Annotated in this window: 11 protein-coding genes and 1 pseudogene; 7 read left to right on the top strand and 5 right to left on the bottom strand. The window is 36.0% G+C overall.

The window, feature by feature from the left end; all coding sequences use genetic code 11:
- From AWV75_RS15390 to pyrE, 3 genes and pseudogenes are all read right to left on the bottom strand, one after another.
- Positions 1-705 (bottom strand): annotated as a pseudogene (locus tag AWV75_RS15390) (RHS repeat domain-containing protein); the annotation flags it as partial.
- 1,934 nt (positions 706-2,639) lie between these two features.
- Complete coding sequence (locus tag AWV75_RS15380) at positions 2,640-3,032, bottom strand: hypothetical protein (RefSeq protein ID WP_060875203.1); 393 nt, start codon at positions 3,030-3,032, stop codon at positions 2,640-2,642.
- Positions 3,033-3,048: 16 nt separating this feature from the next.
- Complete coding sequence (pyrE, locus tag AWV75_RS15375) at positions 3,049-3,690, bottom strand: orotate phosphoribosyltransferase (RefSeq protein WP_002987166.1); 642 nt, start codon at positions 3,688-3,690, stop codon at positions 3,049-3,051.
- Positions 3,691-3,697: 7 nt separating this feature from the next.
- Here pyrE and AWV75_RS15370 point away from each other — a divergent pair, with 7 nt between their 5' ends.
- The gene (locus AWV75_RS15370; RefSeq protein WP_060875202.1) at positions 3,698-4,303 is read left to right on the top strand and encodes an NUDIX hydrolase; all 606 of its coding nucleotides are present in this window, start codon (positions 3,698-3,700) and stop codon (positions 4,301-4,303) included.
- 37 nt (positions 4,304-4,340) lie between these two features.
- Here the strand turns inward: AWV75_RS15370 and coaD are convergent, their stop codons facing one another.
- Both coaD and AWV75_RS15360 read right to left on the bottom strand, forming a co-directional pair.
- Positions 4,341-4,793, bottom strand: a complete 453-nt coding sequence (coaD, locus tag AWV75_RS15365) for a pantetheine-phosphate adenylyltransferase (RefSeq protein WP_060875201.1) — start codon at positions 4,791-4,793, stop codon at positions 4,341-4,343.
- Between the two features lie 13 nt (positions 4,794-4,806).
- Positions 4,807-5,781: a D-alanine--D-alanine ligase gene (locus AWV75_RS15360; RefSeq protein WP_060875200.1), complete on the bottom strand. Its 975-nt coding sequence runs from the start codon at positions 5,779-5,781 to the stop codon at positions 4,807-4,809.
- 114 nt (positions 5,782-5,895) lie between these two features.
- On the opposite strand from AWV75_RS15360, the gene AWV75_RS15355 reads away from it, so the two are divergent.
- From AWV75_RS15355 to purB, 6 genes are all read left to right on the top strand, one after another.
- Positions 5,896-6,489, top strand: a complete 594-nt coding sequence (locus AWV75_RS15355) for a PASTA domain-containing protein (protein WP_060875199.1) — start codon at positions 5,896-5,898, stop codon at positions 6,487-6,489.
- A 12-nt stretch (positions 6,490-6,501) separates the two neighbouring features.
- A complete protein-coding gene (locus AWV75_RS15350) occupies positions 6,502-7,545 on the top strand; it encodes an RluA family pseudouridine synthase (RefSeq protein WP_060875198.1) in 1,044 nt (347 codons plus the stop codon).
- Between the two features lie 161 nt (positions 7,546-7,706).
- Positions 7,707-9,029 (top strand): tRNA lysidine(34) synthetase TilS, encoded by a 1,323-nt coding sequence (tilS, locus tag AWV75_RS15345; RefSeq protein WP_060875197.1) that lies wholly within the window; start codon positions 7,707-7,709, stop codon positions 9,027-9,029.
- Entirely contained in the window at positions 9,026-11,014 is a 1,989-nt protein-coding gene (locus tag AWV75_RS15340) for a protein-disulfide reductase DsbD family protein (RefSeq protein WP_060875196.1), read from the top strand. Before tilS ends, AWV75_RS15340 begins: the two co-directional genes overlap by 4 nt.
- Before the next feature lie 126 nt (positions 11,015-11,140).
- On the top strand, positions 11,141-11,995 hold the full coding sequence (locus AWV75_RS15335; RefSeq protein ID WP_060875195.1) for a DUF2911 domain-containing protein: 855 nt from the start codon (positions 11,141-11,143) through the stop codon (positions 11,993-11,995).
- Between the two features lie 117 nt (positions 11,996-12,112).
- On the top strand, positions 12,113-13,456 hold the full coding sequence (gene purB / locus AWV75_RS15330) for an adenylosuccinate lyase (RefSeq protein WP_197429593.1): 1,344 nt from the start codon (positions 12,113-12,115) through the stop codon (positions 13,454-13,456).
- Positions 13,457-13,478 lie beyond the last annotated feature (22 nt).

Here is a 13,478-nt window from a genome sequence, read left to right as displayed (position 1 = left end):
ATAAGCCGCAGAATAGGCTCCATCGGCGTACAATTTATCGTGAATAAAGTTCATGCGTCCATAGTCTACACTATGAGGGTCGTCCTGATAATCGAAAAGACGAGATTGCAATAACTCATCCCCGCTGTATTTCAACAGTTGCTCCGCGACAACCAGATCCGAAGACCCCAAATTCATATAGGTATACGACTCTTTTTGAATCGGGGTATCGTAATCATCCTGATTGGGAATGGTGATACTTTCTTTTAAAAAGCGAACAAAACCATGGCCCTCGGCCGGACAGCCGTCTTCTCCATCAGCATCGTACCAGCTCATTGTCGTTTGATTGCCATTGGGTTGAATCTCCAAGGTGGGGTTGCCTTGGGGATCAAACTCGGTCAGGTGAACCTCTTGACGGGTTCCACTGGAATCGCGCCAGGTGGTTGTCTTTTGTTTGATCAATTGAAATTGATTGGGCTGAGCCTCAAAGGGAATCCCGATATGGGCGTAATACTCCAAATCAACTTGTATGCTCCTTACTCCATCAAAGGAGCGAAAAGTGGTGACTTCACTGGTATTCAGATGGAAACTATTATAGGTACGCTCAGTTTCAATGGTCAAATTGCCCTGGGTTTGCTTGGCGGTAGAACCATAGACATATGTACTCAACACCGTGTATAAGTTATCGCGATCCTGTTCAAAGGCAAGTCCGCTGTTATACCCCAAGTAGTTATTCGAAGTAAAGCTATAGGTAGAGGTGATAGTGGGTTGATTGTTTCCTGGAGCTAGGGTATGGCGANTGACGGGTTCCACTGGAATCGCGCCAGGTGGTTGTCTTTTGTTTGATCAATTGAAATTGATTGGGCTGAGCCTCAAAGGGAATCCCGATATGGGCGTAATACTCCAAATCAACCTGTATGCTCCTTACTCCATCAGAGGAGCGAAAAGTGGTGACTTCACTGGTATTCAAATGGAAACTATTATAAGTACGTTCAGTTTCAATGGTCAAATTGCCCTGGGTTTGCTTGGCGGTAGAACCATAGACATACGTACTCAACACCGTGTATAAGTTATCGCGATCCTGCTCAAAGGCAAGTCCGCTGTTATACCCTAAGTAGTTATTCGAAGTAAAGCTATAGGTAGAGGTGATATTGGGTTGATTATTTCCTGGAGCTAAGGTATGGCGAGTAGCTGCGGATAAGGCGGGGTATACATCATCGGGAAATCGAAAAACCCCCCTCTGATACTCAATCGTTTCAATCAGTCCTGTCGGGTGTTTGATCTCCTTGATAAACCCTTCGGCGGTATAGTAAAACAACCACGTGTAGTTTTCTTCCAGCTGTCTCACCTTTTCCAAAAAACCATTGCCGATGGTCAATTGAATCTGGTAAGCTTCTTCCTCTCCGGGGAAAACAGAAACAACAGGAGCATGACGGTCCTGGTAACTAATCTCTACCAAAGTGTGATGATCATCAGCAATAGAGGCTAAACGAGCAACGTTTCCTTCCCATTTCAAGTACACCGCATGGCCTTCATAAGTCTGAATACTAACGGTATTTTTAATAGGTTCCAAAGAAGAGGGACTATCTAAAATCTCAACCAACCCTGATTTATAGATCACTTTGTAATAGCCCACTTCTGTAGCAGAAGCATTGACACGCTCAAAGATAAAGTTGTTCAGCTTTTTTTGTTTGACGGTGATTTCACCTTCATAATGATCGCTATCATCCTCCACTAAATACTGCTCCCCTGTAGATAATCGCAGCAGTCGATTGGGCTTGTCATAAGTGGTAAAAGGAAGTCCAAAACCAGCGCCAAAGCCCTCATCTTCTTGACTTAAAGAGCTACCTGTCAAAAACAAGGAAACCTCTGGACCCATACCGTAATTTGCATGGATGCTGGCTAAAGGGAGGTGTAGAGTAAAGACACCCGTTCTTGGATCAATCCCCGTTTGATGGGATCCAATGAAATTCTGACTTTGTGAGAAAAATTCCTGCATAAGTATTTGGTTTATCGTACATATTGGTTTTGAAATACCAATAAGTTTTTGTTTTAGTATGGCATTTTACTTGAGCTGATTGAATAAAAAATCGAATGCTTATTATTTGTCTGACATTGTGATTTTTTTATTCTTAAGGTGTAAAATGAAATTACAGGATTACCATGTTAAAAATGGTATCAGTTCGAAAGGAAAAGATGTAATTGATTGTTTTAAGACAATTTTTTTTGTGGATTTAGTAACATTGAGGTGTTACATATTTTTAAACAGCTGTATTTAGTAGCGTTTAGACTTGTGGAAATAGTTTAATTAAAGAGATGTTTTTCTTATTAAAAAATACAATAGTAAAGAATAAGTTACGTAGTATAAGAAAGTGAAACTCATTACAAGATAGAATGAAACAAGATTTAACAAATGAGATGAGATGAAAAAACTAGAGAAGAGAGATATGCTCCGATAAAGAGGCAAATGGAAGTAAAAGAGGACGTAAAGAAGAAAAATAATTGAGGTACGAAAGAAGTATAGGTTTTATTTTAGTAAGATAGGGTTGTTGATGAAGTTGATTGATATTGATTTGAATCAGGATGGGATACAAAAAAGGCTTATGAAAATTTTCTTAACCTTTCATAAGCCTTGTATATGTATTGATAAAAAGATAGCGCTATAATTTATTCATGTTCCCAGCCAAAGCTTCGATGAATTTTCCAATAGGACCTTTTACCATCATAGCCATCATAGGATTGAAACTTCCTTCAAATTGAAGTTGAATTTCTGTATTATTCGCGTCAACTTCTGTGATATTTCCAGTTAAGGTAAACGGTAATTTATCACTTGCTGCTCCTAAAACAATTTGAGAATTCGGAGTAGCCTCTTTTTTCTTTAATTTGATTTCTGGCATTCCTTTCAAAGCAAAGATGAAAGAATCCTCTCCAGTTACTTCAAATTTAGCAATCGATTCAGGCATTAACTTCTCGAAGTTCTTTACGTCAGATAATGCATTAAATATATATTCAGCGGATTGCGCTACTTTTACTTTTGGACTTTCTAATTGCATACTTTTATTTCTTTAATTATTGATTCCATTCTGATGGATTAACTCTCCATTCTTGTAATGTCTCTAAGTCAGAAGCAGAGATATAATTTTGTTTTACTGCATTTTCCAATAGAGAAGTATAATTACTCAAGGTAGTTAATTCAACACCCGCTTGAGCAAAGTTATCTTTAGAAACTTGAAATTCATAGGTAAAGATAGCAGCCATACCTACAATATCAGCTCCATTTTCTTTTAAAGCTTCAACGGCTTGTAAGCTACTTTTTCCTGTACTGATCAAATCTTCAATGACTACTACTTTTTTTCCTGGTTCTAATTGTCCTTCAATTTGATTTTGTCTTCCATGCTTCTTAGGCTCAGGTCGAACATAAACGAAAGGCAATTCTAAGGCTTCAGCTACTAATAAGCCAATTCCAATCGCTCCTGTTGCTACACCAGCAATTACATCAGGCTTACCATATTTTGCAACAATATGCTTTGCAAACTCCTCTTTTAAGTATTTTCTAATCTCTGGATAAGACAGTGTAATACGGTTATCACAGTAAATAGGAGATTTCCATCCAGAAGCCCATGTAAAAGGATTTTTTGGATTTAATTTAATTGCGTTAATTTGCAGAAGTAATTCGGCAGTTTGTTGAGCTGTTTCTTTAGTAAAAATCATAATACAAATGTATAAAGTTTTTGTAAACGATAAACCGTTGTTTCTAACTGATAAAATTGAGAAAGAAACCGATTTTCAGTTGTTCTTGTTAGACAGTGTTGATATTGACAAAATTATCATTAAATATTTTCAAAATAAAATTGATAAGGCATTTTTATATCATCCAGACGAAAAAGCCATGATGAAAAGGCTAAAAGAAAAAATTCCTGTTCAAAAAGCGGGTGGAGGTGTCGTGTATAATGCAGAAGGAAAAGTACTTTTTATCAAGAGAAATGGCAAATGGGATTTGCCGAAAGGAGGAATTGAGAAATATGAAGAAATAGCAGATACGGCAGTAAGAGAAGTGGAGGAAGAGACGGGAGTTCGAGAATTGAAAGTGATTAAGAAACTTCCTAAAACCTACCATATCTTTAAGCGAAATGGAAAGTATCGATTGAAAATTACCAGTTGGTTTGAGATGAGTACATCCTATGATGGACCATTAACAGGGCAAGCAGAGGAGGGAATTGAAGAAGTGGTTTGGTTTGATAAGGAACAAATCAAAGAAGCAATGTCCAATTCCTATGAAAATATTAAACTTTTAGTAGAAGAAGCAGGTTTGCTTAGTGAATAAAATAAAAAAGTCGCTCTAGAGCGACTTTTTTTATCTGTTATATTCGTACAGGTTCGGGTACTAATTTAATATAATCTCCGTGATTGCGAATCACATCGCGTACAATACTGGAGCTAATAAACGAGGTGCTTGCAGCAGTAAGTAAAAATACTGTCTCAATTTTTGATAGGAAGCGATTGGTATGTGCAATGGCTTTTTCAAATTCAAAATCTGCTGGATTTCGCAACCCTCTTAAAATAAATTGAGCCTTTTTTTCATGACAAAAATCGGTAGTTAACCCTTGGTAAGTCTCTACTTTTATTTTAGGTTCATTGGCGAAGGTCTTTTCAATAAAAACCTTGCGTTCTTCTAGACTGAACATGTATTTTTTATCAGCATTGACACCAATGGCAATGATAATTTCATCAAATAGAGGCAAAGCTCGTTTGATAATGTCGTAATGTCCATTTGTAATAGGATCAAATGATCCAGGAAAAACAGCTCTTCTCATATTTTGGGAGTCTTTATTTCTGCAAAGCTAAAACTATTGCATTGTCAAACAAATCGGGCAATGAAATTTTAGCTTCTGCCGCCTGTTGAGGTAAAATACTTTCTCTAGTCAAACCAGGAACCGTATTCATCTCTAATAAAAATGGGGTATCTCCAACAATGATGAATTCACTTCTCGAGAATCCATCCATTTTTAAAATTCGGTAAATCTTAATCGCAATATCTTCTATTTTTGCTTGAATCGCATCATCAATGCGAGCCGGTGTAATCTCTTGAGATTTGCCTAAATATTTTGCTTCGTAGTCAAAAAAGTCATTTTCACTGACAATTTCAGTAATAGGCAAGACGATAACATCACCTTTATACTTAATTACACCTACAGAAACCTCCGTTCCCTTAAGGAAGCTTTCAATTAAAATTTCGTTGTCTTCTTTATAGGCTATCTCAATCGCTTGAACTAATTCTTCTGTTGTATGAGCTTTTGAAATACCAAAGCTAGATCCTGAACGATTAGGTTTAACAAAGCAAGGTAATCCTACACGTTGAATAATAGCTTCAGGGTTGATATCATCTCCCTCATTCAAATAATAAGAAATAGCTGTTTTAATACCATAGGGCTTTAAAACAGAAAGCATATCCCTCTTGTTCATGGTTAATGCTGCTTGATAAGCATTACATGAAGTATGTGGCATGTGGATTAATTCAAAGTACGCCTGCAATAACCCATCCTCACCAGGTGTTCCATGAATTGCATTAAAAACAACGTCAAAGGTTAATTTCTGACCCTTATATGATACTGAAAAATCATTTTTATCTACCAGAAATTCCTCCTTGTGCTCATCTACATATACCCATTTATCGCGAAAAATATGGATTTTATATGGTGTGTATTTTGTGCGATCCAATGTGTCAAATACAACTTGACCACTTTTAAGTGAAATTTCAAACTCACTTGAATAGCCTCCCATAATTATTGCTACGTGCTTCATATACCCAGGATGTTGAGGTTAGATTTATAAAAGAATTGTTTCAAACAAATTTATAATAAAACACAGAAACAAAAAATCTTTTCGATTTTATATCTTTGTCAAAAATCTAACCCTATGAAATTAGTTCAATTTTTTAAAAGTAAGAGCTTTTTAATTTCGTTGGCAGCAGCCATCATCATCTCTATTGTGGGGGTACTAGGCCTATTGAAATGGTTGAAAGTAACGACAAATCATGGACAGCGAATTGAAGTACCCAATTTATTAAAGCTAGATACTTTTCAAGCTGAGCAAACTTTGGATCAAAAAGAATTGCGTATGATTGTTTTGGATACGCTAGATTACAATAAAAATTTTCCTCCTCTAACTGTGTTAGAACAAGATCCTATGCCTGGTTCTAGTGTGAAGGAAAACAGAAAAATCTACGTTAAAATTAATGCCTCTGGGTATGGAAAAGTGATTTTGCCAGAATTGGAACAGTTAACGTATCGACAAGCGAGCGCTACAATTGCCTCTATGGGCTTAAAAGAAGGAACAAAATCATATGCCACGTTTATTGGTAAAGATGTTGTTTTGGAAGTACATCAAAACGGTAAAAAATTGAAAAAAGGAGATTTAGTGGTGAAAAACTCTAAAATTGACTTCGTTTTAGGAGATGGAAAAGCGGGCCTATCTGCAGAACAATTGGATGTAGCACCCGATATTGATTAAGAAAAATAATTTATGCAAGAAAATGTAAATGAAGTGTTCGATGATTTAGAAGATGAATTATATGAACATTTTCGATTTGAGGCAGGTAAAGGTCAAGCGCCTTTACGTGTAGATAAATTTTTGATGAACTTAGTTGAAAATGCAACGCGTAATAAAATTCAACAAGCAGCATCAAATGGAAATATTTTTGTAAATGATGTGGCTGTTAAGTCGAATCATAAGGTAAAAGCCTTGGATGTTGTACGTGTGCTCATGAAACAACCTCCTTTTGAAAATATTATTATTCCTGAAAATATCCCTTTAAATATCGTGTATGAAGACGATGCTTTATTGGTGGTAAATAAAGAACCGGGATTGGTTGTGCATCCTGGACATGGAAACTATACAGGGACATTGGTCAATGCATTAGCTTACCACTTCGAAAATTTACCACTTAATAGTAGTGAACGTCCTGGACTTGTACACCGAATTGATAAAGATACCAGTGGATTATTAGTTGTAGCAAAGACAGAGTGGGCGATGACAGAATTGCAACGTCAATTTGCTGAGAAAACAACGGAAAGAGAATATGTGGCGTTGGTATGGGGAAATGTCGTTGAGGATCAAGGTACCATAGAAAGCTATATTGGACGACATGTGAAAGACCGCATGCAAATGGCTGCTTTTGATGATGAAAGCAAAGGAAAATGGGCGGTTACGCACTATAAAGTATTGGAGCGTTTTGGCTATGTTACTTTGGTTTCTTGTCGTTTAGAAACAGGACGTACACATCAAATTAGAGTGCATATGAAGCATATTGGACATACGCTATTTAATGATGAACGCTACGGTGGAAATTTGATTCTAAAAGGAACTACCTTTACAAAATACAAACAGTTTATTGAAAATTGTTTTCAGCTCCTACCAAGACAAGCACTGCATGCGAAAACCTTAGGCTTTGAACATCCGATAACCAAAGAATATGTTCGCTTTGATTCAGATGTACCTCAAGATATGGTTGCTTGCATTGAAAAATGGAGAACGTATTCACAAAATTCCACCCTTGAGTTAGAATAAAATAGAACCACAAATTAAATTTTGTGGTTTTTTTATGCACAGAAATGAACCTAGAATAAGGGTTTTTCGCGAAAAAAAGGGTATTTTTGGAGTTTGCTAGACAATTGTGAATAAAGATTAACATTTATACACAGCTTGCCCTAGATATGTTGAGGTAATCCATGGAAAATAAGTTTAGAAAGCATCTTGAATCAAATTTTGCTGAATTGACACAACACCCTCTTTTACTAGCTGTTAGCGGTGGAGTCGATAGTGTTGTTTTATTACATTTATGTCATCAAATTGGACTAAATGTTGCAGTAGCACATTGCAACTTCCACTTGAGAGAGGAAGATAGTAACTTAGATCAACAATTTGTTGAACAGGTAAGTGCACAATTAAAAGTTCCTTTTTTTGTAAAAGAGTTTGATACCAATCACTATGCAATAGAAAATAAAGTATCAATCCAAGTTGCAGCAAGAGAACAACGTTACCTATGGTTTGAAGAAGTTTTAAAACAAGAAAATTATCAATATTTATTGACTGCTCACCACTTGGACGATTCGATGGAAACTTTTTTTATCAATTTTTCAAGGGGTACGGGAATTGAAGGATTGCTGGGAATACCTGAAAAAACAGACTATATTCGGCGGCCACTGTTAGTATTTACTAGAGCTGAAATTGAAGCGTATGCAAATAAGAATCAACTCACTTGGAGAGAAGATTATACAAATGCACAAACAAAATATTTGCGTAATAAGATAAGAAAAAATATCTTGCCTGTTTTTAAGGAAATAAACCCACAAATCGATCAAACTTTTCAACAAACTATTGGTTTTTTGAAAGAAGCACATCAAATGAGTGAGGATGCAAGCCAAATGATGTTTGAGAAAGTGGTGCTTAAGCAAGGGGATGACCTTTTATTTCCCTTAAAAGAATTAAGTGAATTGTCATTGCCTAAAGCCTATTTGTATAAATGGTTAGAACCTTATGGTTTTAAAGCATGGAACGATATTGCGGATTTAGTACAGGCAGAAACAGGAAAGAAAATTCTGGCAGAAAACTATTGCTTGATTAAAGATAGAGGATACCTCTTACTTCGATTGAAAAGTAAAATGGTAGAAGAGTCAGAGGATGCTTTTTATATCCAAGAAAACCAAATTATTACACAACCAATATGCTTAACATCAACTAATTATGAAAGAAATGAAATTGAACTGACGACGGATCCCTTGTGTGCCTATCTCGATCGAGATAAATTGCAGTTTCCGTTGCTGATTCGCAAACCCAAGAAAGGAGATTATTTCGTGCCTTTTGGAATGAAAGGAACAAAGCGAATTTCGAAATATGTAAAAGATGAGAAAATGACTCAAATAGAAAAAGAAAATATTTGGTTATTGTGCTCAGGTGATACTATTGTATGGATTATTGGAAGTCGAATGGATGAACGATTTAAAGTAAGAAATACAACTACTAATGTTTTAAAAATTAAATTAACCGTATGAAAAAATTAGCTTATTTGCTATTTTTCTTTATATCTATTTTCACGGCTCAGGCGCAGATGATGGAAAATCCTGCCAAATGGACAACGAAAATTGAAAAGAAATCCGATACAGAATATACCATTACATGGAATGGTATTATTCAAGATGGATGGCATATGTACTCTCAATATACAGCTGATGGAGGACCCCTGCCAACCGAATTTATATACAACAATATAGATGGGAATTATGAACTCATTGGTGAAGCCAAAGAGAGTGAAACGAAAACCGTTTATAACGATATCTTTGAAGTGGATGAAACCTATTTCGTAGGGCCAGTTCAATTGGTACAAGAGATTAAATTAACTAATGCTGATACACCAAATATTCAAGTAGAATTGGGATATCAAGTTTGTTTAGATGTTTGTATCAGTCAGAGTAATTTGTTTGTTTACGATTTGAAAACACTTCGAGTGACCGAAGTGGAGAATTTTGAGGCTTATGAAAATAAGACGACTACAGCAAAAGAAAGCGGAACAGCCACAACAGATACAAAAGTAACTGCCCCTAAATCAGAAGAAAAAAGAGGTTTATTTACCATTTTTATTTTAGCCTTCTTCTCCGGATTTGCAGCTTTGTTAACTCCTTGTGTTTTCCCAATGATTCCAATGACTGTGAGTTTCTTTACCAAACAAAGTAAGACACGTGCTAAAGGAATTAAAAATGCGATTATCTATGGTTTATCAATTATCTTGATTTATGTAGTATTAGGTACGATTGTAACCGCAATCTTCGGAGCAGATTCGTTGAATGCGCTGTCCACAAATGTGTATTTTAATATCATTTTCTTCTTGTTATTAGTTGTTTTCGCAACCTCTTTCTTAGGAGCATTTGAAATTATGTTACCCAATTCTTGGGCAAATAAAGTAGATTCACAAGCCGATCGTGGAGGTATTATCGGTATCTTGTTTATGGCTTTAGCATTAGCTATTGTATCATTCTCTTGTACTGGACCTATCGTAGGGACTTTATTAGTAGAAGCAGCTTCTAAAGGAGGAATTGCTCCAATTGTTGGCATGTTAGGTTTCTCTTTAGCCTTAGCACTTCCATTTATGCTGTTTGCTATGTTCCCAGGATGGTTAAATTCTATGCCACGTTCAGGTGGATGGTTAAATACAGTAAAAGTATCTCTAGGGTTCTTAGAATTAGCATTAGCCTTTAAATTTTTATCTAATGCTGATCTTGTATTGCAAGCACACTGGTTAGAAAGAGAAGTGTTCTTGGCTATTTGGATTACTATTTTTGGAGCTTGGGCCTTGTACTTATTTGGTAAGATTCGATTGCCTCACGATAGTCCAATGGATAGTATTTCTGTAGGACGTTTATTCATGGGGTTATTCGTGACGACATTTACGATTTACTTAGTGCCAGGGTTATGGGGAGCACCATTGAAAATTATCTCAGGTTTCCCTCCTCCAATGACCTACTCAGAAAGCCCTTATGGCGTTGGTGGTAAAGGCGGATCAGGCGGAACTGCTACGACAGAAGTTTTACCAGAAGGAGCAAAATTCGGTGCACATGACATCGTCGCTTTTACTGATTATGAACAAGGAATGGCCTATGCTAAGTCAGTGAATAAACCAGTATTGCTTGATTTTACAGGATTTGCCTGCGTGAATTGCCGTAAAATGGAAGATTACGTTTGGTCAGATCCGGCAATCTTAGCTTTATTGAAAAATGAAGTGGTCTTGATTTCCCTATATGTAGATGATAAAAAGGAATTGCCAGAAAATGAGCAATACATCTCAGAAACAACAGGTAAGAAAATTAAAACCATTGGAAATAAATGGAGTGATTTTCAAATGAAGCACTACCATGCGAATGCACAACCCTATTATATTGTGTTGGACGCAGAAGGACAACGTTTGTCAGAACCCGTTGGATATACTCCAGATGTGGAAGAATACAAAGCGTGGTTAGAAGGTGGTATTCAAAAAATAAAATAAACAAAAAAGCGATCGAAATTTTCGGTCGCTTTTTTTTGTTTATTTTAAGACTAAATCAGGGGATTAATTAATAAATTGTATCCTTCAAATTCAAAAAATAAATTGGACCATTAAATACAAGTAAACATGATAAAAAAGTTTGTTATTACCAGTTTGGCCGTATTTGCCTTATCAACTGCGCAAGCACAAGTGCAAACACCGCCAACGAGTACAAAATCAGAAGTGCATCAGGTAGTAGGGTTAACAGACGTCAAAATTGACTATTCTAGACCTAATATGCGCGGACGTTTGGTGTTTGGTGATTTAGTTCCTTATGGACGTTTATGGCGCACAGGTGCCAATATGAATACAGTTGTTTCTTTTGCTAATGATGTGGAAATTGACGGAAAAGTATTGAAAAAAGGATCATATGCAATTTATACCATTCCAAAAGTAGAGGAGTGGGAAGTGATTTTTTATAAAGATACCAACAATTGGGGATTACCAGAGAAATGGGATGAATCTAAAATTGCATTATCTACGAAAGTAAAGGTGCAAAACTTAGATCGCAAATTTGAAACGTTTACTATTGCAATCAATAACGTAAATATCGACTATGCAGATTTGGAAATCATGTGGGAACGCAGTTTAGTTCCTGTGCGTTTCAAAGTGCCTACGGATAACTTGGCAATGGAAAGCATTACGGAAACTTTTGAAGGGCCTAAAATTGTAGATTACTATGCTGCGGCAGAGTATTTCTATTTGACAGGAAAGGATCTGTCAAAAGCTTTATCTTGGATTAATAGTGCAATTGATAAATCAGGAGACAAAGTGCCGTACTATTTTGTTCGATTGAAATCTCAGATTCAAGCAAAAGCGGGTGATAAAATTGGAGCTGTAGCTACAGCAAAAGTTGCCCTAGATTTGGCTGAAAAAGCAAATAATCTAGACTACGTAAAAATGAATAAAGACGCAATTAAAGAGTGGTCGAAAGCGATATAGTTTACGGTTGACAGTTTACGGTTTATAAACTGCAAAAAAGCAGAAAAACCTAAAATTGCAAAAAAACAAAAACACAAAAAAACATTATCTTTGTACTTTAACAACACAATCTAAATGATGCTGACAGAACTGAATGCTATATCGCCTATTGATGGACGTTATAGAAGTAAAACCCAATCCTTAGCCCAATACTTCTCAGAAGAAGCTCTAATCAAATATAGAGTTTTAGTTGAGGTAGAATATTTTATTGCGCTTTGTGAATATAATCTTCCGCAATTAAGTGGGATTTCCCCTAATTTATTTCCAGAGTTACGAAAATTATACAAAGATTTTACAGCAGAAGATGCCCTTTGGATTAAAGAAAAAGAAAAAATAACAAACCACGATGTAAAAGCGGTTGAGTATTTTATCAAAGATGCTTTTGATCGTTTGGGATTAGAACAATACAAAGAGTTTATCCACTTTGGATTAACCTCTCAAGATATTAATAATACTTCAATTCCATTATTGACAAAAGAAGCTTTTCATGAAGTGTATATGCCTTTATTTCTTTCTGTCATTAATAAACTGAAAGAATTAAGTCAAGAGTGGAGTGATGTTCCTATGTTGGCAAGAACACATGGACAACCAGCTTCCCCAACGCGTTTAGGAAAGGAAATTCAGGTTTTTGTACAACGTTTGGAAGAACAGTTACGCTTGTTGAATAATGTGCCTTTTGCAGCAAAATTTGGTGGAGCAACTGGGAATTTCAATGCACACCATGTAGCCTATCCAAAGAATGATTGGAAGCAATTTGGAGAGGATTTCGTGGAATTGAGTTTAGGATTGAAATATTCATTCCCTACAACACAAATTGAACATTACGATCACTTTGCTGCTTTCTTTGATGCACTGAAACGCATCAATACTATTTTGATTGATTTAGATCGCGATATCTGGACGTATGTTTCCATGGATTATTTCAAGCAAAAAATTAAAGCGGGTGAGATTGGATCTTCTGCTATGCCACATAAAGTAAATCCGATTGATTTTGAAAACTCAGAAGGAAATTTAGGGATTGCGAATGCTATCTTTGAACATTTAGCAGCAAAACTTCCTTTATCAAGATTGCAACGTGATTTAACGGATAGTACGGTTTTGAGAAATATTGGTGTGCCCATGGGACATACAATCATTGCTTTTGAATCTACGCTGAAAGGATTGAATAAACTCTTGCTAAATGCAGATAAATTTGCTGAAGATTTAGATCGAAATTGGGCTGTAGTAGCGGAAGCAATCCAAACTATTTTAAGACGTGAAGGATATCCAAATCCATACGAAGCTTTAAAAGATTTGACTCGTACGAATACCGTAATCAACAAAGAATCGATTCATACTTTTATTGAAACACTTGCTGTAAGTGATGCAATAAAAACAGAATTAAAACAAATTACTCCAAGTAATTATTTAGGAGTTAAATAATAAAAGCAAAAAAGGACTGTTG

Origin of the sequence: Myroides odoratus (genome assembly GCF_001549985.1) — a bacterium.
Taxonomy (GTDB): domain Bacteria; phylum Bacteroidota; class Bacteroidia; order Flavobacteriales; family Flavobacteriaceae; genus Flavobacterium; species Flavobacterium odoratum_A.
Note: the sequence above shows the minus strand (reverse complement) of the source record. Positions and strands in the feature narration are given on the sequence as shown.